This window comes from Enterococcus hirae ATCC 9790 (assembly GCF_000271405.2).
GTDB classification, from domain to species: domain Bacteria; phylum Bacillota; class Bacilli; order Lactobacillales; family Enterococcaceae; genus Enterococcus_B; species Enterococcus_B hirae.
Genome location: NC_018081.1, coordinates 744,237 through 767,858, shown reverse-complemented (window position 1 = coordinate 767,858; position 23,622 = coordinate 744,237). Strand labels below are relative to the sequence as shown.

The 23,622-nt window shown below is 36.7% G+C and carries 21 protein-coding genes and 1 riboswitch; of the genes, 15 read left to right on the top strand and 6 right to left on the bottom strand.

The features are described from left to right. Positions 1 to 249: 249 nt before the first annotated feature. A riboswitch (Lysine riboswitch) is annotated at positions 250 to 424 on the bottom strand. Between the two features lie 331 nt (positions 425 to 755). Continuing rightward, positions 756 to 1,058 carry a hypothetical protein gene (locus EHR_RS03690; protein WP_010736843.1) on the bottom strand — a complete coding sequence of 101 codons (303 nt, stop codon included), beginning with the start codon at positions 1,056 to 1,058 and terminating at the stop codon, positions 756 to 758. Between the two features lie 221 nt (positions 1,059 to 1,279). On the opposite strand from EHR_RS03690, the gene EHR_RS03685 reads away from it, so the two are divergent. The 4 genes from EHR_RS03685 (at position 1,280) to EHR_RS03670 (ending at position 6,692) form a co-directional block, all read left to right on the top strand. After that, positions 1,280 to 2,005 (top strand): NAD-dependent protein deacylase, encoded by a 726-nt coding sequence (locus EHR_RS03685; protein WP_010736844.1) that lies wholly within the window; start codon positions 1,280 to 1,282, stop codon positions 2,003 to 2,005. Further along, the gene (locus EHR_RS03680; RefSeq protein WP_010736845.1) at positions 1,995 to 2,846 is read left to right on the top strand and encodes a chorismate mutase; all 852 of its coding nucleotides are present in this window, start codon (positions 1,995 to 1,997) and stop codon (positions 2,844 to 2,846) included. Before EHR_RS03685 ends, EHR_RS03680 begins: the two co-directional genes overlap by 11 nt. After that, a complete protein-coding gene (locus tag EHR_RS03675) occupies positions 2,839 to 3,360 on the top strand; it encodes a transcription repressor NadR (protein WP_010720360.1) in 522 nt (173 codons plus the stop codon). The genes EHR_RS03680 and EHR_RS03675 overlap by 8 nt, the downstream gene beginning before the upstream one ends. A 749-nt stretch (positions 3,361 to 4,109) precedes the next feature. After that, on the top strand, positions 4,110 to 6,692 hold the full coding sequence (locus EHR_RS03670; RefSeq protein ID WP_237727780.1) for a hypothetical protein: 2,583 nt from the start codon (positions 4,110 to 4,112) through the stop codon (positions 6,690 to 6,692). 209 nt (positions 6,693 to 6,901) lie between these two features. Here the strand turns inward: EHR_RS03670 and def are convergent, their stop codons facing one another. Continuing rightward, a complete protein-coding gene (def, locus tag EHR_RS03665; protein ID WP_010720354.1) occupies positions 6,902 to 7,465 on the bottom strand; it encodes a peptide deformylase in 564 nt (187 codons plus the stop codon). A gap of 248 nt (positions 7,466 to 7,713) precedes the next feature. Here def and rpsO point away from each other — a divergent pair, with 248 nt between their 5' ends. The 4 genes from rpsO (at position 7,714) to EHR_RS03645 (ending at position 12,902) form a co-directional block, all read left to right on the top strand. Beyond that, positions 7,714 to 7,983, top strand: a complete 270-nt coding sequence (gene rpsO / locus EHR_RS03660) for a 30S ribosomal protein S15 (protein WP_010720353.1) — start codon at positions 7,714 to 7,716, stop codon at positions 7,981 to 7,983. Positions 7,984 to 8,165: 182 nt separating this feature from the next. Continuing rightward, positions 8,166 to 10,289 carry a polyribonucleotide nucleotidyltransferase gene (gene pnp / locus EHR_RS03655; protein WP_010736847.1) on the top strand — a complete coding sequence of 708 codons (2,124 nt, stop codon included), beginning with the start codon at positions 8,166 to 8,168 and terminating at the stop codon, positions 10,287 to 10,289. Between the two features lie 234 nt (positions 10,290 to 10,523). Next, positions 10,524 to 10,781 carry a GlsB/YeaQ/YmgE family stress response membrane protein gene (locus EHR_RS03650; protein ID WP_010720351.1) on the top strand — a complete coding sequence of 86 codons (258 nt, stop codon included), beginning with the start codon at positions 10,524 to 10,526 and terminating at the stop codon, positions 10,779 to 10,781. Between the two features lie 126 nt (positions 10,782 to 10,907). Further along, a complete protein-coding gene (locus EHR_RS03645) occupies positions 10,908 to 12,902 on the top strand; it encodes a KUP/HAK/KT family potassium transporter (protein ID WP_010736848.1) in 1,995 nt (664 codons plus the stop codon). A gap of 199 nt (positions 12,903 to 13,101) precedes the next feature. On the opposite strand, the gene EHR_RS03640 is transcribed toward EHR_RS03645, so the two are convergent. Then, the gene (locus tag EHR_RS03640; RefSeq protein WP_010736849.1) at positions 13,102 to 14,019 is read right to left on the bottom strand and encodes a hypothetical protein; all 918 of its coding nucleotides are present in this window, start codon (positions 14,017 to 14,019) and stop codon (positions 13,102 to 13,104) included. A 388-nt stretch (positions 14,020 to 14,407) separates the two neighbouring features. On the opposite strand from EHR_RS03640, the gene EHR_RS03635 reads away from it, so the two are divergent. Further along, positions 14,408 to 15,733 carry a hemolysin family protein gene (locus EHR_RS03635; RefSeq protein WP_010736850.1) on the top strand — a complete coding sequence of 442 codons (1,326 nt, stop codon included), beginning with the start codon at positions 14,408 to 14,410 and terminating at the stop codon, positions 15,731 to 15,733. 335 nt (positions 15,734 to 16,068) lie between these two features. Continuing rightward, complete coding sequence (locus EHR_RS03630; protein ID WP_010736851.1) at positions 16,069 to 16,926, top strand: DUF2382 domain-containing protein; 858 nt, start codon at positions 16,069 to 16,071, stop codon at positions 16,924 to 16,926. Between the two features lie 121 nt (positions 16,927 to 17,047). Here EHR_RS03630 and EHR_RS03625 read toward each other — a convergent pair whose 3' ends face one another. The 3 genes from EHR_RS03625 to EHR_RS03615 form a co-directional block, all read right to left on the bottom strand. Next, on the bottom strand, positions 17,048 to 18,433 hold the full coding sequence (locus EHR_RS03625; RefSeq protein ID WP_010736852.1) for an MATE family efflux transporter: 1,386 nt from the start codon (positions 18,431 to 18,433) through the stop codon (positions 17,048 to 17,050). A gap of 268 nt (positions 18,434 to 18,701) precedes the next feature. Further along, complete coding sequence (locus EHR_RS03620) at positions 18,702 to 19,025, bottom strand: DUF960 domain-containing protein (RefSeq protein WP_010720345.1); 324 nt, start codon at positions 19,023 to 19,025, stop codon at positions 18,702 to 18,704. Between the two features lie 215 nt (positions 19,026 to 19,240). Then, on the bottom strand, positions 19,241 to 19,849 hold the full coding sequence (locus EHR_RS03615) for a 50S ribosomal protein L25/general stress protein Ctc (protein WP_010736853.1): 609 nt from the start codon (positions 19,847 to 19,849) through the stop codon (positions 19,241 to 19,243). Between the two features lie 327 nt (positions 19,850 to 20,176). On the opposite strand from EHR_RS03615, the gene EHR_RS03610 reads away from it, so the two are divergent. The 5 genes from EHR_RS03610 to EHR_RS03590 all read left to right on the top strand — a co-directional run bounded on the left by EHR_RS03610 (position 20,177) and on the right by EHR_RS03590 (position 23,572). Next, positions 20,177 to 20,893 (top strand): 16S rRNA pseudouridine(516) synthase, encoded by a 717-nt coding sequence (locus EHR_RS03610; protein ID WP_014834347.1) that lies wholly within the window; start codon positions 20,177 to 20,179, stop codon positions 20,891 to 20,893. A gap of 11 nt (positions 20,894 to 20,904) precedes the next feature. Continuing rightward, positions 20,905 to 21,600 (top strand): YjjG family noncanonical pyrimidine nucleotidase, encoded by a 696-nt coding sequence (locus tag EHR_RS03605; protein WP_010720342.1) that lies wholly within the window; start codon positions 20,905 to 20,907, stop codon positions 21,598 to 21,600. Positions 21,601 to 21,683: 83 nt separating this feature from the next. After that, positions 21,684 to 22,313 (top strand): uridine kinase, encoded by a 630-nt coding sequence (gene udk, locus EHR_RS03600; protein ID WP_010720341.1) that lies wholly within the window; start codon positions 21,684 to 21,686, stop codon positions 22,311 to 22,313. A gap of 144 nt (positions 22,314 to 22,457) precedes the next feature. After that, complete coding sequence (locus tag EHR_RS03595) at positions 22,458 to 23,057, top strand: TVP38/TMEM64 family protein (protein WP_010736855.1); 600 nt, start codon at positions 22,458 to 22,460, stop codon at positions 23,055 to 23,057. 23 nt (positions 23,058 to 23,080) lie between these two features. Further along, positions 23,081 to 23,572, top strand: a complete 492-nt coding sequence (locus tag EHR_RS03590; RefSeq protein WP_010736856.1) for a GNAT family N-acetyltransferase — start codon at positions 23,081 to 23,083, stop codon at positions 23,570 to 23,572. The last annotated feature ends 50 nt before the right edge of the window (positions 23,573 to 23,622 follow it).

Here is a 23,622-nt window from a genome sequence, read left to right as displayed (position 1 = left end):
AATCTTTCTCCTTTTCTTTTTACACATACGGCTCGACGATTTCATCAGGAATGAAACGGGCGAAGTTCCGCTTCAGCTAACTTAATTTTACTGTCAGATAGACGTACTTATCAAATTAACTGTTTACGCATAATTTTTTTACGAGCGGTTAAACAAATGCGTTGCAGTAGCTTATCAGGAGAAATAAAAAACGACCGCTTCAAGAATATAAAAGGGTCGCTAACATTTCACAAAAGTGATAAACCTCTCACAAAACATAGCGCAACTTAGCATCACTGCTAAGACAGTCCACAAGCTCTTAACTTGTGTCCCAACGTAAACTTCAAGCAAAGAAGAGTACATTTCGGCGATCTTCCCTAGTCCTGCTTCACGGTGTTTGCTTCACTCCACAGGGTTAATGATTCTCGCGACCTCTACCTCATTGATTGAGGTATCTCGTATTCAGTTATTTATACAAAAAATAGTTTACGATAGACAAAGCACTTTGTCAATCTATAACAGAAGTTTTCTTGTGAAGTATTGATAGCTATAGAAAATTTCTATAATTATACAAAAAATAAGAAAAATGATATTCAAAAAGAGCGAGAGTTGTAAAAGAATAATTATTCATTAAATAAATAAAAATTAGGACACGAATCTATTTAAGTGTCCTAATTCCTACTCATTATATAAATATAAAGTAAAGCAGTCGAAAAGATGAGCTGCTTAGCAATAGCTGACCCGATCAATCATTTTCGATCCTGGCTTTCTGTTTATTATGCTGTTTTACTAACTACTTTTTTTTCACGACCTAAGATTGCTTGAAGAATAATCGTTACGCCATAAATAGCCAATATTAGATAAATCAGACTTGAATATTGAGTGATTCCCCAACCCCATGTTCGGAAAATAACTAAGGTAATCGCTAAAACGATCGCAGCAAGTACATTGAAAAATGCAAATGCCCAAAGATTTCCATTTTCTTTACGAGCAAGGTAAAAAATTGAAAAATAAATACTTAATGCTAACCAGGCGATACAAGCTAAAATCACGCCCCAGTAAATAATGGATGGTACCATACCAACTCACCTCACTTTTGTTCTATATGCTTGGTTTATCGTACTATTAGATAGCAATAGTGATGATCATACCGAAGAATCTAGCAGTATTGTAGCACGTTTTCATTGGTTTGTCAGTCTATATTGTGAGATGTTTCTCAAAAAATGAAATCGTTTGAATAAAAAGTACGATCAATCAATAAACGAAAGATAGATGTATAATAAGAGAGAGGTGAAAGGAAATGAAAAAAGTAACCGTTGAAGAAGCGGTAGCAACAATAGCCACTAGTTCAAAAATCACTTTCCTAACTGGCGCTGGGGTATCAACGCCTTCTGGTATTCCCGACTATCGATCGTTAAAAGGAATCTATCATGGATTGGAACAACCCGAATACCTTCTAAGTCATGAAGCAATGAACAATGAGCCACAAAAATTTTATTCATTTGTGAAAAAAATCTATCATCCAACAGCAAGACCAAATATTATTCACTTAGAAATGGCAAAGTTAGCCTCAAAAAAGCAAGTTTGGGTAGTTTCCCAAAATATCGATGGATTACATGAAAAAGCGGGAAGTCCAAAACTTGTGAATTTTCACGGAAATCTTTATCATTGCTATTGTAGGAAATGTGGGAACACCGTTTCTTGGGAAACCTATTTACAAACAGATCAACATGCAACATGTGGGGGACAAATTCGACCAGATATCGTGTTGTATGGGGAAGGATTTAATGATGAAGTCATAGAGCGAGCAACATCGGCTGTTCAACAAGCAGAGTTGATCGTCATCGTCGGAACGAGTTTTCAAGTACACCCGTTTTGTGACTTAATCCAATTTCGTAATACGAAGTCTCAAATCTTAGTAATCAACCAAGAGCCAATCCAGTTAGACCAAGAATATGATTTTCTGCAAACGGACGGTGCTATAGTATTTGAAAAATTATCAAAAGGAGCAAATTATGACCATTAGAACAGAAAAAGAAAAAATGATTGCTGGCGAATTATATTTTGCTAATGATCCGGAATTAGTAGCGGATCGTCAATACGCAAGAAGCCAAAGTACGATCATCAACCAAGCAGAAACAGCAGAGCTACGTTCTCAATTACTAAAAGAAACCTTTGGAAAAACGGGAGAAAAAATCTACATGGAGCCAACGATCAATTTTGATTATGGTTACAATATTCGTGTAGGTGAAAACTTCTATGCGAACTACAACTGTACATTTTTAGATGTAAGTACGATCGAAATCGGCGACAATTGCATGTTTGCGCCAAATGTTCAACTTTATACAGCCACTCATCCACTTCATCCAGTGAAAAGAAATAGTGGCTTAGAATATGCGAAACCAATCAAAATTGGTCATAATGTCTGGCTTGGTGGTGGTGTGATCATTACGCCAGGTGTTACGTTAGGAAACAATGTCGTAGTTGGAGCGGGTTCTGTTGTAACTAAATCTTTTCCTGATAATGTAGTGATTGCAGGTAATCCTGCTCGAGTAATCAAAAAAATATTAGAAGATCAACAACCAGAAAAACTTGAAGACTTACGTCAAACAATCGATCAGATTGATCAACAAATCGTCAAATTACTAGAAAAACGTATGGACACGGTAACGAAAATTGGCGAAACCAAACAAGCATCGAAAAAAGCAGTCTATGACGAAAAAAGGGAGCAAGAAGTATTAGAAAAAATCGCTAGTCGGTTAGAAAATACGAAATATAAAGAAACGATCACAGCGACATATATCGATCTGATGAAACATTCTCGTGACTATCAAAATGAATTAAATGGGGAGAAAGTGGATGATTGATGGAGAAGCACGGCGTAAAGAAATCCTGCATACCCTGGCAAATGAAGAAAAACCGGTCAGTGCCAGCAAATTCGCTTCACGGTTTCAAGTGAGCCGTCAAATTATCGTCGGAGACATTGCATTGTTAAGAGCATCAGGCGCGGCTATTATTGCAACGGCAAGAGGTTACGTTCTTGAAACCAATGAAACACAGAACGGCTTAGTGAGCAAGATTGCTGTCCAACATGGTCGTGAGCAAACAGAAGAAGAGTTGCGCTTGATCGTTGAAGCTGGTGGCGAAGTTTTAGATGTCATTGTAGAACATCCCTTATATGGTGAGTTGACAGGCATGCTTCATATCCAAACAACTCAAGAAATTGAATTGTTTATGAAACGCTATAAAAAAAGTAATGCTACGTTGTTATCTGAGCTGACCGATGGGATTCATCTGCATACCATCCGTTATCCAGATACTAATGTGTTGAGAACGATTAAGCAACAGTTGATAAAAGCAGGAATTCTCTACGAAGGCTAATGAAGAGCAGAGTAGTCTGGGATGAATATTTAAGAACATTAAATAATAAATAACTGGTATGATTTGTCCATTTATGAATCGTACCAGTTATTTTATTTTTTGAAAAAGAAGGAAGAAACTAGTTTCATTTTCTAAGTAAAATGGGACAATAGGAAGTTTTGTAGCTGAATTTATTTTTTGATACTACTTCTTACAGAAGCATTCGTGACATAAATAAAATATAGGAGTTGAAGCGCATGATAGGATGGATTTATCAGTCTGAAAAAACAGTGATTAAAGGTGACTTTGAGGTGGTGGAATCCACAAATGATTATTCGAAGGATTTAGCAGAGGTGCTATTTGCCAATCAAGACAAACTAATGGATCATACCCGTAGACAACAATTTTTCAGGAATTTTTTGGATCATTTACCTCCAGCTGCAAAAGAAAAACGTTTGTGGAACGCCATTCAAGAGGTGACACGAAATTCTGAAGATTTTTCTTTCAATAGTATGTGGGATCAGGGAAGTCTCAGCGTTCATAATTTGTCTAAAGATAGTTTAGAAAAAGCAATAACGGATAAAATGGGGAAAATAGCTTTAGAAGTAGTTAAACGAACTCCTGATGTCCAACTACTTTGTTATTATGATCCTAAAATAAAAGCGTATACTCCTAACGATGAAATGCCCGTACATCAGTTATATCTTGCACGAGAAGAGTTAAAAGAACGAATGAGTGTGTTCAATCGTCAAGGAGAATGTTCACTTAATTTGCCGTGGAAAGAAAAAACGTCACTTGAAAATATTCTTTCTAATGGTAAAACCACACTTTTCTATGATCCAGAATCCAGCTTGAATTTAAAAGAAGCGGAAAATATAAACGATTATAAAAATATGATTGAGAATTTTATATATGACCATAGTTTGGTGTTAGATAATCCCTACGTTCGTCAAGACTTTCTTAAGAATTTTTCGCTGTATGTTCCTTTTGAGGAAAATGGTCTGACATTAGGAAAAGAGTTTCAGCAAGTTAGTACAAAATTTGAACATCTTTTATGTGACGATTTCTTTGATGGGCTAGATGCTTGGATAGAAGAAGTGGCTGTAATATTGGTTCGGCATAATCAAAACACCCAACTACTTATTCCTCATGAGCTAGAGGATGGTTTTTACAATCTACAGAATGATTCAGGACTAAACGGACGAGTATTCACTTTTGATCACGACCATCAGTTACACGTCCTCCCACAGGAGAAACCCTATACTTTGTTGGGACCAGAAATTGAGCAAGAACCTTCAATCATTGATAGTCATTTTTTAAGTCAAGATGTTTCGCCAGTTGAACTTCTGCAATTAACAACTAGTGTAAAATTTAAATTAACTATCTTAAGTGAACGATTCCCTCATTTAAAAGATCAAAAGATGGTTACAACTGTTACTAATGAGTTTTCTCAACTAACACAACAGCTTGAAGTACTTCATCGCAAAGTTGAGCAACAAAGTTTAGCAGACTTAAATCAATTTTCTGAAAATCGGTCTTCAATCCCTGCTTCTGAATTAGCTAAGCTGTTAAAGCTATCGAAAGATTACATAGATTATTACAGTTATTATAACGAAAATGAATTAATTGAGAATAAAAGTCATTTATGGAAAGATACGAAGAGAAAGATCGAAAACGAATTAAATAAACGGCAACGGGAAAAAGCTTGGCGCGAAGAAGCAGTAGCAGTTAATAAACTGTCAGAAAATGTGATTTGCTTTTCGGATGATGAAATCAACGTAAAATTAAAGGAAGCTAGCTTACAAATATCAATGTTAAATGGCTCTTTAAATAAAAATCAGACTGTAAAAAGTCTCCTAAATAAATGGAAGGATGCTCAATCTAAGCTAATAAAAGAACAATCTCAACGTTTATCTATGAAAAATTATGTACAGAAAGAGCTTAGTTATCTATCGAAAGAAAAGCTTGCTGAATATGCAAATATAGCAGAACAGCGTATCAATGAATTAAAGACAAAAAATTTTGGAGATAACGCACTGGAACAACAGATTAGTTTTTGGATGAGATGCAAGAAAAGTTTACTATCTGAATTAAAGAGTATTGAAATGTTGGAAAAGCGGAAAAAAAACATAGCAGAATTCCCCTTTTTATACGAACAAAGCACCGTTGAACAAACGATCAGTTGGATCGATGACCACTGGGGATCGTTTTTCGATAGAAGTGAGCGTACAAAGAATCTCTTAAAAAAAAATCTTACCATTTGTCAAGAGGATCTAGAATTTAGAGCACAAGCAGATAAGCTACAATCTGAGATAAATCAACGACCTGTTTCAGAAATAAATGCGTTTTTACGAGCACTAGCAGAACGAATAGTTAAAATACAAACAAAACTACAAGAAATCAAATTAAACTCTTCTGAATATGACTGGCGGGACCCATATTCTGCAAAAAAAGAATTAGAGAAGTGGAAAAGTTTCGTGGTGGAAATATACAAGTCGCAGGCTGTTCTGATACAACCTGATCTATATGATAAAAATACAGTTGAGGATAAAATAAAACAATTGCCGAGTAATAATACCACGCTCTTTAATTTGATGGCTAGAAAAAGATGCGAGAAAGATCTTGCGTTACGATCTGAAGCAGAAACAATAATTGAAAATATAAAATGCAAAAATACTCCAGAAATAGTACATATATTAAAAAAAATAGAAGGTCAAATTGAAAAAATTAAAGTTGGGATCAATAAATTAAAAGTATCAAATTCTGAATTAGAGACAGAAATTACTAAAAATCAATTAATGCAAGAAGATGAGCCAATAGGAGAACGCAAAGATCAATTAAAAATCTTGACTCAGCAACTTCGTGCTCAGCGAGAGAATCAATGCTATGCGCAACAGAATGGAGAAAAACAGTTAGACAAATGGATGGAAATGATCGATGAAATAGAACGTTCGTTAAAAACAACCAACCGAATAAACCAAGCAATGGGGGAAAAGAAGAATCTCGAGCGAGAAATTGCTGAACTTAAAGCAAGAATCAATGCATTAGAGAAATCAAATGATCGAATAGAGAAAAAGGAGTTTATGTTAAACCAACTCCCGGAGAAACAAAATGACCGAATGGAGAAATTACAATGTAAGTCAAATTCTCTAACAGAGGAACTAGAGAAGACACACAATTTCCTATTTTATGTAAAGAATGGCGCCTACCTTTCTAAAAAATTTAGAGAACCAGAAAGTCCACGTAAGAAGAGAAAGTTGAAAGAACGTTTAGCTAGTTTGTGGATGAGAACCGTTCGACAAAAAGATCCAAAGGAAAAGACGGGTAGAGTACAGAGTGGAAGGGATCACTAATGAATCAAGAAAGCAGAACATTCCCAATCCGTTTTTTTAATCAGTTTAAAGTATAGCCTCGCTGATTCTTAGTAATATAAAAAAGGAGTGGGTCTCTCCACGCTAAAAAGCAGCATCTTCGAAAATCGCTACTTGTTTTTTCGAAGATGCTGCTTTTTAGTTCAATTTCTTACGAGTCATTTAGATTGAAATACAACTTTCAATCATTTTTATTCAATCACCAATACGCCTTCTTTAAGGGCAAATGGATTCTTTTCGTTGATATGGTCGTAGAACATCACGCCGTTGATATGATCAATTTCGTGTTGGACAACGATTGCCTCATAATTTTTCAAGCGGATTTTATGTTTCTCGCCATTCATATCTGTATAAGAAACCGTGATCTTAGCGTGGCGGACTACGTAGCCAGGTACTTCTCGGTCAACAGATAAACAGCCTTCTCCTTCGCCAAGGCAAGCATCTTGAACTGAGTGACTAAGGATTTTTGGATTATACATTACCGTACTTAGCGTGGGTTCTGTTACTTCTGGATCAGGGCTTGGCACGTGTACAGCAATGATGCGTTTAGAAATGTCTAGTTGAGGAGCAGCTAAACCAACCCCTCCACGTAAGTTTAATTCTTCCGCTTTGATTGGATCTTGGCTATTTTTCAGGAATTCGAGCATTTCTTTTCCTAGGTCGATATTTTCTTTGCTTAATGGGAGAGCAACTTCTTCCGCTACTTCCCGCAAAGTAGGATTTCCTTCACGGATGATATTATCCATTGTGATCATGGAATATGTACCCCTTTCTTTTTAGACAGTTATACGTCTATTTTCGCATTATAGTTTAACATAAAATTTAAAAAGTAGGAGAAAGTTTGTTTAAAAACTAAATTTTCTTAATGATTCTTCACTTGATTTCTCCAGTATATTCAGGTAAAGTATAGCTGTATGCGTAAGGCATATCGCCTGTTACTTGGTTAAGCGAATCACCAACGTTTTACTCAGTCACAGGGGAATAATCGAAAGAGGTGAAAGAAATGGCAATTTCAAAAGAACGTAAAAATGAAATCATCAAAGACTATGCACGCCATGAAGGGGATACTGGTTCTCCAGAAGTACAAATCGCTGTATTAACGGAAGAAATCAACCACTTGAATGAACATGCACGTATGCATAAAAAAGATCATCATTCATACCGTGGCCTAATGAAAAAAGTTGGTCACCGTCGTAACTTGTTAGCTTACCTACGTAAGACTGATGTACAACGTTACCGCGAATTGATCAAACGCTTAGGTCTACGCCGTTAATTTTGACAAAAAGAGTGGGGTTCAAATGAATCTCACTTTTTTTACTGTAATACCTAATACAACCATTCTCGAAAAAAGCATGATAGACTCCTACTAACCAAATGAAAGCTGGATAAGCGACGTTTGGCGGTTTTCATTTGTTTAGTAGCGTCTTGCTTTCACGAGAAAGAAAAGGAGTAATTATGTCAGAAAAACAAATATTCAAAACGACATGGGGAGGCCGTCCCTTACAAATCGAAGTCGGTCAATTAGCAAAACAAGCGAACGGAGCAGTTTTAGTTCGCTATGGAGATACTGTAGTTTTAAGTGCGGCAGTTGCTTCAAAAGAAGCAAAAGATACTGACTTCTTCCCGTTGACGATCAACTATGAAGAAAAGATGTATGCTGCCGGTAAAATTCCTGGAGGATTTATCAAGCGTGAAGGTCGTCCAAGTACAGAAGCAACTTTAACGGCTCGCTTGATCGACCGTCCGATCCGCCCAATGTTTGCGGATGGCTTCCGTAACGAAGTTCAAGTAACCAACATCGTGATGAGTGTTGAAACAGATTGTTCACCTGCGATGGCTGCAATGCTAGGTTCTTCTTTAGCATTATCAATTTCAGATATTCCATTTGATGGACCAATTGCTGGTGTCGAAGTCGGCCGTGTGAATGGCGAATATGTCTTGAATCCAACAGTTGAACAAGCGGAACAAACAGATATTGAACTAAGTGTTGCAGGTACAAAACAAGCAATCAACATGGTTGAAAGTGGTGCGAAAGAAGTTTCTGAAGAAGATATGCTTGGAGCATTACTATTTGGTTTTGATGCAATCAAAGAATTAGTTGCTTTCCAAGAAGAAATCGTCCAAGCTGTCGGCAAAGAGAAAATGGAAGTTTCTTTGTTACAAGTAGATGCAGATTTGAAAAAAGAAATCTTTGATGCTTCTTATGCTACGATGAAAACGGCTGTTATGACAGAAGAAAAACTAGCTCGTGAAGACAATATCGAACAAGTAAAAATCGATATTCGTGAAGCTTATGCCGAAAAATTTATCGGGCATGCAGAGGAAGATCAATTACTAAAAGAAGTAAAACAAATTACTGAGGACTTAGAAAAAGATGTAGTTCGTGAATTGATCACGATCGACAAGATTCGTCCTGATGGGCGTAAATTGGACGAAATCCGTCCACTAGCTTCAGAAGTAAGCTTGTTGCCACGGGTTCATGGTTCAGGTTTGTTTACTCGAGGACAAACTCAAGCATTATCTGCTTGTACGCTTGCGCCACTAGGTGAACATCAAATTATTGATGGACTGGGAGTAGAAGTTAGCAAACGATTCATCCACCATTACAACTTCCCACAATTTTCTGTTGGTTCAACAGGGCGTGCGGGATCACCTGGTCGTCGTGAAATCGGACATGGTGCTTTAGGTGAACGTGCGCTAGCACAAGTGATTCCTTCAGAAGAAGATTTCCCTTATACAATCCGTTTAGTGGCAGAAGTTTTAGAATCGAATGGTTCTTCTTCACAAGCAAGTATCTGTGCTGGGACATTAGCATTGATGGATGCCGGTGTGCCAATCAAAGCACCAGTTGCAGGGATTGCAATGGGACTTGTTTCAGATGGCGAAAACTATACGATTTTAACAGATATCCAAGGATTAGAAGATCATCTGGGAGATATGGACTTTAAAGTGGCTGGAACTAAAGATGGGATAACTGCTCTACAAATGGATATTAAGATCCAAGGAATTACGGAACAAATCCTAAAAGAAGCGCTAGCCCAAGCAAAACAAGCACGTATGGAAATCTTAGAAGAATTGACTTCAACGATTGCAGCACCTCGTGAAGAATTAAGCCCATATGCACCGAAAATCGAAATGATCCAAATCGACCCTGCGAAGATCAAAGATGTGATCGGTAAAGGTGGCGACACAATCAATGGTATCATTGAAGAAACTGGTGTGAAAATCGATATCGATCAAGATGGCAAAGTAAGTATTGCTTCATCTGATAAAGAAATGATCCAAAAAGCAATCAAGATCATTGAAGACTTAACTAAAGAAGTAAAAGTCGGTGAGGTTTATCTAGGAAAAGTAGTTCGTATTGAAAAATTTGGTGCTTTCGTTAACTTGATCAAAGGAAAAGACGGATTGGTTCACATCTCTCAACTTTCAAATGACCGTGTCAATAAAGTAGAAGATGTAGTCAAATTGGGTGATGAAGTCCTTGTCAAAGTAACTGAGATTGACAAACAAGGTCGCGTAAATCTTTCTAGAAAAGCGATGTTAACAGAAGATGGTTCTGAAAAAGAAACAAAATAATCGTTCAAACGATAAAATAGCAAAAAGAGTAATCTGAAGGGTGAAACGCCTACGCCAGTGAAAAATACTTGTTTTTGCTACATTGAAAAAGAAGGAGTGAGACAATGTCTTACTCCTTCTTTTTATAGCTAAAATCCCTCTGGAAAGTTTACTTGGATAAAAGCTATTCATAATCTTTGGTCTAATTTTCAAAATAACGTAAAATAAAGGTGTATTTTTTAATGAGGGAACGAGATGCTTTATTTTTTTCTGACTTTGATCGTTGGTGGCGTTTTAGGTCTGTTCGCTGGATTGATCTTAAATGAGGATGTACCTGGCGGTGTCACTGGAAATGTAGTGATCGGCTTTTTAGGAAGTTGGTTAGGAGAATTTGTTCTTGGTGAATTAGGTCCCTCGATCAAAGGATTCTACCTCATCCCTTCATTGCTAGGAGCTCTTTTTTGTCTCGGTGTGTATTCATTTTTAGCAGACTATATCCGTCGACATTACTAAATGAAATCTTGTATAATGATTTGACACTTCGTAGGGGTCTCTAGTTAAGTAAATCACATGAAATAAAAGATCAATGATTTGTGAAGAAAATACGATAGTGAACGAAAGTAGAAAAGAGGGGGACAATTGACAACAAAACACAACACTAAAAAAATTTCAATGGCTGGTCTATTAGTTGCGATGGGTGTAGTTTACGGAGATATTGGAACGAGTCCACTATATGTAATGAAGGCCATCGTAGAAGATAACGGAGGACTACGAGGTATCAATCCTGAATTTGTCCTTGGTTCGGTGTCATTGATTTTTTGGACACTAACATTACTTACCACAATCAAGTATGTGGTGATTGCGTTAAATGCCGATAACCACGGTGAGGGTGGGATTTTTTCTTTATATACACTAGTCAGGAAAGGGAGTAAATACTTGATCGTACCAGCAATGATCGGTGGAGCTGCTCTACTTGCTGATGGAGTATTGACCCCAGCGGTGACTGTCACGACAGCAATCGAGGGGTTAAGAGGTATCCCACAATTTTTTGATCGATTCGGTAACAATCAAAATATTATTGTCATTATTACATTAGTCATCATTTTCGTATTATTTATGGTTCAACGATTCGGTACCGAGATAGTAGGAAAAGCGTTTGGTCCGATCATGTTTTTATGGTTTACTTTTTTAGGTGTGATGGGTTTAATAAATTTCAGCCAAGACTGGACGGTGATCCGAGCGTTGAACCCCTACTACGCGATTCGCCTACTTTTTAGTCCAGACAATCGATTAGGTCTCTTTATTTTAGGAAACATCTTTCTGGCTACGACAGGGGCGGAAGCATTGTATTCTGACTTGGGGCATGTGGGGAAATTAAATATCCGTTTAAGTTGGCCTTACGTTAAACTTTGCTTAGTATTGAATTACTTCGGACAAGCGGCTTGGTTACTGAATATTTATCAAAATCAAGAGGTGCAACAAATCAATAATCTCAATCCATTTTTCCAAATGTTACCTAAAGGTTGGTTGATTATTGGCGTTGGGTTTGCTACGATCGCTGCGGTCATTGCTTCACAGGCTTTGATTACTGGATCATTTACATTGGTATCAGAGGCGATTAAGTTAAAACTCTTACCACGCTTGAAAATCATGTATCCAGGAAACAGTATCGGTCAGATGTATATTCCCGCGGTTAATTTGATTTTATGGTTGGCTTGTTCGTTGATCGTGGTTACTTTCCGAACATCACATCATATGGAAGCAGCCTATGGACTTTCAATTACTGTCACGATGTTGATGACGACGGTACTTCTTTATTTCTATTTGATCCAAAGCAACTATTCCAAATGGTTCGCCTGGATTGTGTCTTTCTTTTTTGGTGCGATCGAGATCATCTTTTTCATCTCAAGTATCGTGAAGTTTTTCCACGGAGGGTTTGTTGCGGTGTTGATGGCGATCATTATTTTAGCTGTCATGTTTATTTGGGAACAAGGAAATATCATCCGTGAGTCTGCTGCGGAAGATGTGGCATTAAAAGATTACATTCCACAATTAGCGGAATTAAGAGATGATCACTCATTGCCACTTTATCAAACTAATGTGGTGTTCTTAGTACCAGATATGGCCGAAGGAAAAGTTGGTAGACAATTTGTCTACTCGATTCTGGACAAACGACCAAAAAGAGCACGTGTATATTGGTTCGTACATGTGGAAGTGACGGATGAACCTTATACGAAAGAATACCAAATCGATATGATGGATACTGATTTTGTCGTACAAGTGAATCTCTTCTTAGGATTCAGAGTACAACAAGAAATCAATGTCTATGTTCGTCAAATCATTCATGATTTGATGAAACAAGGAAGATTACCAAAACAACCGCAGACTTATTCGTTAACTCCGGGAAGAGAAGTCGGTGATTTCCAATTTATCTTGATTGATGAAGTGATCTCAAATGTGACGACTCTCAGCAAATGGGAACGACAAATCATGCAAGCAAAACTTGCAATTAAAAAAATTGCGACCACGCCAGAAACTTGGTTTGGTTTAGAGTATAGTGAAGTAAAGCATGAAACAGTACCGTTACTAATTGGTGTAACAAGAAAAACGTGGTTAAAAGAAAGGAAAAATTAAACTTTAGCGAATAAAGTATTTACGTGAGGTTGTGACAGAAGTGTCTAGCTTTGAGAAATAAGCCGAAGAATCCGAAAATAGTTTCTCATATTTTTGGAATTCTTCGGCTTATTTCCGATAGAGCTACTTCTAGAACACCGTTTATTCATTTTTAGAGCGAAGAGTAAACTTTATGTCCTAGTCTCACTATTTTTAGTGATTAACGTTGTGGAGAGGTTTTATCTTTTTCCGTATTACTTAAAGGCTCGCTAGGGACACTATTTATGGCTTTTTCTGTCAAGTTTTTTATGCAAGATTTATTATGTAAGTCATTTTCCACTGTATTTGGTTTTATGTAAGTATTATAGATATAATCTTTCATATTGTTTCGTGTTTGTGGATTATTTTGGGTACTTGATAGTTTGTCTCTATTTTTGTCGGAATTCGCTATAATATTTGTTTGATTTGCTTCAATTATCTTTTTTGTTATAGTTTCTCGATCCTTTATTTCTGGCGAGTCAAGGTTAGCCATGATAAGTTTGATACTTATGGGCGTATAGCTTAATTCAGCTAAACATTCCAAGGTTTTGCTTAATTCACCTGTGTTAAGCATTTCTTTGAAATTGTCAATAGTTTTCAGTAACTCCTGGTTGGATGAAAAATCGGTTGACTTCTTTGATTTAGAAGCGTTAATTATTTTTTCTGTTTCAGCTATTCGATTGATTGATTTTGGTAACTGAAGGTTAGTCGTGATCATTTTGGTGACCGCTTTTCCATAGCCGAATGTAGCTAGAGCAGCTAAAGTTTCTGTTGGTCCATGAACTTTAAGCATCGCATTCCATATGTTGATAGTATCTAGTAACCTATCTTTGGATATGAACACCTCGGCGGTAGTGTTTTTGTTTGAAGGAAGAACTAGCTTTTTCCTAGATGTTCGATTACTTGGTTTTGGTAACCGAAGCTTATCCGCAATCAATTTGATGTCCGAATTTTTATAGTTGAATGCAGTTAAAGTCTCTAAAGTTTCGTTTTTTCCGTAAACTTTAAGCATTGCCTTCCATGCGTTAATTGTGTTTAGTAATTCCTGGTTGGATGAAAAATCGGTCGTTTCATTTGATTTATTCACATTATTTGGCATAAAAATGATCTCCCTCAAATTATTTTTTATTAAATTCATTGTAAAGTAATGATTCGGATATAGGAGATTTTTTTTTCTTTAATAAGAATTTTTTGGTTTTTTAACAAGAGTATGCAAGATGTTCCTAAAGTCTAGTAAAAGTTGCCTCTTCTTATTTAAGAATGACAAATATTGCGAAAGTAAAAGAAAAAAATGACATTTAATCACTGATTTATCAATCGTATTTATCAGATAGTTATCGCAAAAATGAAAAGAAAAATCAAAAGTAGGAGACCTTATGTGAAGAAAATCGGTCGTTTAAGAAGACGAAGGAGTTGTTTTTTAACCTATTTTCCCAAAAAAAATTCAAAAAGAGGTACAATGGACATGAAAAGAGAGGTGGGAAGTTATGGTACTTAATTTTGCCATATTATTTTTAATGATTGCGGTGACTTCTTTTTTTGTAGCTAGTGAATTTGCATTAGTTAAAATCAGACGTTCACGTTTAGAACAATTAGAAAGAGAAAATGTAAAGAATGCCAAATTAGCATTACATGTCACGCATCATTTAGATAACTACTTGTCGGCTAGTCAATTAGGAATTACCTTGACTGGGTTGATCATTGGTTGGGTTGGCGAAGGCTCAGTGGCGGCGTTACTAGAGCCTTGGATCGGTCGATTGCCGTTTAGCTCAGCATTGAGCGGAACGATTTCTGTCGCATTAGGGTTTATCTTGGTGACATATATCGATGTGGTGATCGGAGAACTTTTACCTAAAAGTTATAGTATCGTGAATACAGAGCAAGTGGTCTTATTTGTTGTACGTCCGTTGCATTATTTTTATAAAGCAATGTTTCCTTTTATTTGGGTATTGAATCATTCTGCTGCGGCTTTAGGAAAAGTATTAGGTGTGAAATTAGTTTCAGAAGGAGAAGAGACATTATCTCAAGAAGAATTGACGTTAGTGGCTATGAATTCTTATGAAAAAGGAGAGTTGACGAAAGAAGAGTACTATTATTTAGAAAATGTCTTTGAATTTGATGATACGTTGGCAAAAGATATCCAAGTGGATCGAACCTCTATGCAGGTTTTTGAAGCTGGTGAGACAGTGAAAGATGCGATTCAAGCTTCTATTCAAAGAGGTCATACCCGCTACCCCGTTATTTCTGGGTCAAAGGATCACGTCCTTGGTTATGTTACTTTACCAGATTTGATTAAGCAGTCGTTTAAAGACGATCAATTAACAGTGGATGAGTTGGTGGAAGAACCAATCGTTACTTCAGAAACGATCCCCATCAAAAAATTATTGACGATCATGCGTAAAAAAGGAAAACATATTGCTATTTTAAAAGATGAGTACGGAGGAACGAGTGGTTTAGTGACGATTGAAGATATTTTAGAAGAAATCGTGGGGGAAATTCGGGATGAAACGGATTTGGATGAAGCATTGATAGCGAAACAAGCAGATGGGAGCTATATTGTTTCAGGAAAATTGACGTTAGATGATTTTGGTCGTTATTTCCACGTTACGATCCCTGAATTTGAAGAGTCTACTTTTATCACACTATCTGGATTTATGTCGAACCATGAAAAAAACATCAAGACAGGTACAGTGATCCAAATTGATTCTTTTCAATTTACGGTGTTAGAATATAACCATACACATGTGGACTATTTTAAAATCAAAAAACAAGAAATAGCAGAAAACAGTATCGATTCGAATAAAACAGAATGAAGAATCTGGGATAAACAAAATCCTACATTTCACGATCAAAAAAAATGAGAGAAGTAAGACAAAACATTCTAACCACTACCAAAAACGAATAAACCGATGTTTATACTTTCTTTTTGTCCCTTAGTCGGAAGCTTCCTACTCATTTTGGTGGACGGATCTCTTGATCATAAGATTTTAAACGATAGAACTGATGCCAATCTATTCGACTTAGCTGAATGGATTGGCATCTTTTTTACTTTGTAAACCATATATTTGTTCTAAAAAAAATATCCGATAGAATAGATCTGTAAGCGGAATCACTAAATACAGACATACTATTAACAGGAGGGATTCACATGAATGAAAGAAATCTAACAGTTATTGGTAGTTACAGTACGAGGGAAGAAGCTTTATCAGTGATCGAACAATTGCGTGATGAAGGATACGATCGAGACGATATCATTATCTATACGACAAAAGATGCTGCTCAAAATTTTGGTTTTTCTGGTTTATCAGGAATTGATGTAGAAACGAATGTGGATGAGGTTGAAGGCACGCATGAAGAACGCTCGCTATGGGAACGGATCAAAGATACGTTCACTTCTAACACCTATGAGGAAGATTCGTATACAGAAAAAGCGGATGATTCTGTTAACGATGATCCATTGTATTCATACAAAGAGGATATTGCCGCTGGGAAAATAGTGATTACGGTTAAAGATTACAAAGCGCCAAATGAAGCAGTTGTTGAAAACGATCGGACTCAAAGTATGCCCGATCCAACGGATACATTAAATACAGATAATGAAAATATTCAACTCAAAGAAGAACAGTTAGATGTCAATACCCATGACGTGACAACTGGGGAAGTTGATATCCATAAACACGTTGTTAATGATACTAAAACAGTGGAAGTCCCTGTGAAGCGTGAAGAAATCGTTATCGAAAGAAAACCAGTAAATGCTGAAGCAAGCGATAATATTTCAGATGATTCTTTGGAAGACGAAACGATTACAATTCCTCTTAAAGAAGAACAAATTGATGTCAATAAACATACTGTAGTACGTGAAGAGGTAGGTATTCACAAAAAAGAGCATGAAGATATGAAACAAGTGACGGAAGAAGTAAGTCGTGAAGAGTTGGATATTGATACAAAAGGAGACGTTCGAGTAGAAGATACGGATGAAAATACTCGTAAAAATGATCATATATAATAATTGATCGCTAAAATCATCTAACCAGACTCCTTCGTTTTTTGAACGGAACATCATGTAAATTGCTAATAAAAAAGACATTTCTGCTTATCTGATCGATGAGAGAAATGTCTTTTTTCTTTTATTGGATACTATTGTATTGGATTTCAGGATCATCCATAGCGTATTGTTGTTCATTCTCGAAAGATTTAAGTTGTTTCATTGAACGCAAGTAAGAGTATAGTAGAACAGCGACAGATCCTGCCCAAGCAAGTGGTGAAGCAGCTGCAGCACCCGTATAACCAAGTAAACCAGTTAAAATGATTGCTGCAAATGAACGCATGACTAATTCCATCATTCCTGCGAGTGTCGGAATCTTACTTTGACCAAGTCCTTGTAGTGTGTAACGTAAGATAAATAAAATCGCTAAGATCCAATATAAGGAACCATTGATATTGAAGTAAGTTTGAGCTAATTCAAAGACACGAGTCTCTGTCGGTGAAACAAACAACTGCATAAGTGAATGACCGAAGAAAATCACGATCGCACCTGCAACAATACTAAAGCCAATACTCATCATAAGTGTTTGCTTAACACCTTTTAAAATTCGACCATATTCTTTTGCACCATAATTTTGAGCAGTAAATGTTGCAATAGCAATCCCAAAGGACATCATTGGTTGGTTAGCAAATTGGTCAATTCTGCTGGCTGCTGCTTGAGCGGCTACGACATCTGTTCCTAAACTGTTCAACGCAGCTTGAAGGACGATGGCGCCAATGGCGATGATGGATGATTGAAAAGCCATTGGAAGAGCAGCGTTCAAATGAACACGAATCTCTTCTTTATCAAAGTGAAAATCTTTTTTACGTAATTGCAACAAAGGAATTTTTTTCTTGATATAAACTAAACATAGTAGGCTTGAGCAAACTTGGGCAATAACCGTTGCAATTGCTGCGCCTTCGACACCCATTCCAAAAGAAATGATGAAAATCAAATCAAGCACAACGTTGACAACCACTGCAATAATCAAAAAGAAAAGTGGTGTCCGGCTATCTCCAAGCGCGCGAATAACATTTGAAAGCAAGTTAAAACTCATAGATGCGAAAATCCCTAGTAAGATGATTGAAATGAACGTTTGTGCTTGGTCAATAATCTCAACGGGCGTTTGCATCAATTGCAGCATCGGACGAATAAATACTAAACTAAGGACGGTTAATGCAATAGTGACAACCAAACTGATAACAACACTTGCAGCAAAACTTTTCTTAAGACCACGATAATCTTTTGCACCATAACGCTGAGCTGTGATGATCGCTAATCCAGCAGTAAGACCTTGAGCGAAGCCAAGGATTAAAAAGGTCAAGCTTCCGGTTGCACCAACAGCAGCCAGCGCATTTTTCCCTAATGTTTGACCAACGATGATCATGTCGACCATGTTGTAAAATTGCTGAAAGACATTACCAATAAGTAAAGGAACGGTGAACATTAAGATTAGTTTAGCTGGACTTCCTTTTGTTAAATCGCGCATTTTTTAAACTCCTTATTGTCTATAAAATTTAGTTAGTAGTATATAGTGTTTATCCTGAGATTACTAGGTAAAAATGAAATAATTTTGATAACTTTCAATGTATTGCAGATTCATTTTCAAAGATATTTTCAATGATGTGCATCATAAAACAAGCCAAGAATTGAATCGCTGAATAAATTCAAAGAATGAAACGCAAAGAATAAATTCAAAGGATCAACTACTTGGCCTGGGCGTACAAATCAAAAGGGACAACGAATGGTTGTGAACCTTAATACTGTCTTATCTCGCTGGGTAAAAGAATGGTTTCTCTAGTACCATCATCATAAGCATATACTTGGCTTGGGAAACTTGATGAATAGTGAAACGGTAAATCGATTCCCATCTCAACATCACTACCAGCTTGCGAAAAATGCATAGTTACTTTTCCATTATTGTCGATTAAATCAAAGGCTAACATATTATCTAAGGGGATGACTCCCTTAAGGTCTAGGTCAATAATAAACCAGATACTATCAATCAGTTCATCTGGTAAACTTGATACAACACCTACAGAGGCATACCGGTTACGACTACTGTCAAAACTTTCAAACATCTGTTTAACCTCCTTCGTTTTATCGAATAGACATGTTTTATTTCTTCATTTAGGATAAACGATTTACTGTAACGATGGTTCATTCTAATAGACTTTTTTTAAAAATGCAACAAAAATCGTGTACTTTTTTTCAAAGTATAAGTTTTTTTTAAGGAGAGAAAAAAACGTGCCAAAAGCGAAGGTTACCAACGCTTTTGACACGAACAAGTCACTTGTTATTCTTCCGTTGAACCAATAACTTCTGGTTCGCTTTCTTCATCAGTAGTTTCAGCTTCCTCAGTTGGAGCTGCTACTGCAGCAATTTGTTCTTCACCATCAGAAACGACTTTATAATCGTTGTTTTCAGGTAGATCGGCTACTGTGATTGCATCGCCTAGATTTAGGTTTGTTACATCAACTTCGATACGTTCTGGTAAGTTGCTTGGTGTAGCAGAGACGATCACGGTGTAAAGGTTTTGTGCTAAGACACCACCAGCTTTTACACCTGCAGCTTCGCCAACAAGAACGATTTCAGTTTCGACTTCAGTTTCTTCTGACATGTTCACAGATAGAAATTCCACATGTTCAAAATGGTTGGTAAAGGTATTCGTTTGGACTTTATGAACCAACGTGTTGACTTTTTTTCCATCAATCGTCATTGTGATTACTGTATTTGCGCCATTTTCACGTAATAATTTACTGAATATTTGTCCATCAATAGCAATCGGAGTACTTTCAACATTGTACCCATAAACAATAGCTGGAACTTTACCTTCATGACGCAATTTATTTCTCAATGAACGGGGACGTACTTCTCTCTTACTTACTTCTAATGATACTGACATAACCAAAATTCCTCCTTAAAATGTGACTGTCGGCAACGTAGACCAACAGATTTTATTTAAGTGAACTTTCGACGGCTATTCTCGTGCACATTATTGGCTAGGACGCTTAAAAAACGCAAAAAGGTAGATGCGCGCATCTACCTTTAGAAAGTCAGGATTCAACTTTTCTCCACCAGGTCATTACGCTGTGTATGAGAAATCCAATTCACTTTACTCTTTAACCGTAGCGCGAATCTGAATTTAAGTCAAGGAATAACAATGGCTTTCTTATTTGCATCTACTCTCTTTCGGGTTATAATGCTTGTTAGGCTAAGAAAGGAAAGCACCATGCGTTTAGATAAATTAATTGAAGAAACTTTACAAACGACTCGAAAAGAGATGAAGCGTTTATTTGCATCAAAACAAGTTAAAATTGATGGTTGTGTCGAATTTTGCCAAAACCGAAATGTGGATAGTTTGATCCATGAGATCGAAGTCTCAGGTAAGCGTTTAACGACAAACGAAGTCTATTATTTATTGAATAAACCGAGTGGTTCTGTGACTGCAGTTAAAGACCAAACAAAAATGACCGTGTTAGACTTGATTGCTTCAGCGGATCGAACGAAGCCGCTCTATCCTGTCGGACGCTTGGATCGTGATACCACAGGACTACTATTACTGACATCAAATGGTCAGTTGGGATATGAAATGTTGCTGCCTGATAAAAAAGTCTTCAAAACTTATGAGGCGCAGATCAATGAACAAGTGACAGCTTCAGATATCGAAGCTTTTCAAGCAGGAATTGTTTTTGAGGGTGGCTATCGTTGTTTACCTGCACAATTAACAATCATGGAAACATCCAAAAACAGCAGTCGAGTACGAGTAACGATACAAGAAGGAAAATTTCATCAGGTAAAAAAGATGTTCCTTGCACGTGGTAAAAAAGTGACAAAGCTAAAGCGACTAATGATGGGACCTTTGCAGTTAGATGAGCAACTTGCTGAAGGTGCCTATCGTTCACTGACATTAACCGAATTAAAGCAATTGAAAATATATTTTAAATAGGAGAGAAAAAAATGAATTATCATACTTTATTATTCGATGTAGACGATACGTTACTTGATTTTCAGATGACAGAAGCAAAAGCATTAAATGAATTATTTGCAGAGCAAGGAATTGAATTGACACCAGAAGTGAAAACAAGTTATAAGGCATTAAATCATCACTTATGGCGTGAATTTGAAAAAGGGAATATGACGAGAGAAGAGGTTACCGGGAGTCGTTTTGGACTACTATTTCAACAATTTGGTAAAACAGTTGATAGTTTAGCTATGGAGAAAAGATACAGACATTACTTGAATCAGGGGCATGATTTGATTGAGGGAAGTCATGAACTGCTTCAGACGTTATCTTCACAAGCGGATCTTTATATTGTGACAAACGGGGTATCGAAAACGCAATATCAACGTTTGACTGATGCGAAAATGTTGGGCTATTTCAAAAAAATTTTTGTTTCAGAAGATGTGGGCGCCCAAAAACCAATGAAAGAATTTTTTGATCATGTCTTTTCACAGATTCCTCAATTTGAAAAAGAAAAAACAGTTATTATTGGCGATTCATTGACCTCAGATATTAAAGGAGGGAACTTGGCAGGAATTGATACGATTTGGTTTAACAAAAATCGGTTGCCGGAAATTCCAGAAATCGTACCGACTTATCGGATTGATTCGTTAGCAGAACTTTATCCTCTTTTGGAAATCGAGAAGCATTAATTTTCAGAAAAATATAGCATTTTCGTGTATTTTCGCTATAATAGATAAGAATGTAAAAACGGATATGAAAGAGGTTTTAGTCAATGACAAAAAGCAAGCCAATTATCATTGGTGTGACGGGTGGATCAGGAAGCGGTAAAACAAGCGTAAGTCGTGCCATTTTCAATAATTTCCCAGACCATTCCATCATGATGCTTGAACAAGATTCTTATTATAAAGATCAAAGCCATTTGAGCTTTGAAGAACGATTGAATACGAATTATGATCATCCCTTTGCCTTTGATAATGATCTGCTGATTCAGCACGTGAAAGAACTACTGAACTATAACGCCATTGAAAAACCAGTTTATGATTATGTTGCACATACAAGAAGTCAAGCAACAATCATCCAAGAGCCTAAAGAAGTAATTATATTAGAAGGCATTTTGATTCTAGAAGATGAAAATCTACGTGACTTGATGGATATCAAAGTATATGTAGATACAGACGATGATATCCGTATCATCCGCAGAATCAAACGAGATATGGAAGAACGTGGCAGAACGTTGGATTCCGTGATCGAACAATATTTGACTGTGGTTAAACCGATGTATCATCAATTCATCGAACCAACTAAGCGTTACGCCGATATCATCGTGCCAGAAGGTGGCGAAAATCACGTAGCGATCGATTTGATTACGACGAAAGTTGCTAGTTTTTTGGATCATAAATAAAACAAAGAAACCAATAGGATAAGTCGAAGAATCATGAAAATAGGAGAAGCTATTTTCGATTCTTCGACTTATTTATCAAGTGAAACGTTTACTTTTGCAACGATTCTTAATGAAAAGTAGCGCTAAAAGGTGGAGAGACTGAAAATGAACAATCACAATCATTTACATAAATATATCCGAATAATCCCGATTATTGGCTTATTGTTCTTTTTGGTGTTAATCATTTATGCTTATCAACATGGGATCTTTCGATCAACCACTTCTTTGCAACGCTTCATCCAACAATTTGGGGAGTATGCAGTAGTGATTTTTATTCTCCTGCAGATTATTCAAGTGATCATCCCAATACTACCTGGAGGAATTTCTTCAGTGGCAGGCTTGTTGATGTTTGGGAATGGCTGGGGATTACTTTATAGCTGTATTGGATTGATTATCGGTGAAGCCATTGGTTTTTTATTGGTTCGTTATTATGGCGTTAGTTTTGTACAACTTATTTTATCGCCCAAAAAGTACCAAAAATTCGACCAATTACTGACACAGAAAACGAAGGATATCAAAAAAGTACTGTGTTTGACCATGTTGATTCCTTTTGCGCCTGATGACTTGGTTTGTCTGGTCGCAGGGTTAACTAAAATATCTTTTAAGGAATATATCCAAATTGTCCTATTATTGAAACCTTGGTCTGTCGGTGCGTATAGTTTGATTATGTTGTATCTGTTCCAGAAAGCACAAGGAAATTTTTAGCAGTAAGAGAGGAAAGAAAAAGAATGTTAGAAAAAGTCAAGGTAACCTCAACTGAAATTGACGAGTTGGTATCAGTGATCAAGGAAGTTTGGCCAGAAGCATTTGTTCCGATCATTGGGCAAGCACAAGTGGACTATATGCTGGCTACCTATCAATCAAAACAACAGATTGAAAAAGAAGTGGCGGAAGGTGTGCAGTATTTTCTCTTAAAAGAGCAAGGGCAAACGGTCGGATATACCGCCTATGAGGTAATAGCATCCAAAATATATTTGAGTAAGTTATACTTAATGAATCAATTCAGAGGGAAGGGATTGACGTCGGCTCTTTTTCAGTGGTACGAAACTATCGCTAGAGAACAAGGAATCAAAGAGATTTTTCTACGTGTCAATCAAGGCAATGCTCAAGCCATCGCCGTTTACCTTCATCAAGGTTTTGAAATGGCTGGTGAACTGATCTCGGATATTGGTCAAGGATTTCAAATGGTCGATTATCAAATGAAAAAAAGACTCGCATAACTTTGGGATATGTGTTAAAGTAACGACATGCGACGGGTCGAGAAGGCCTC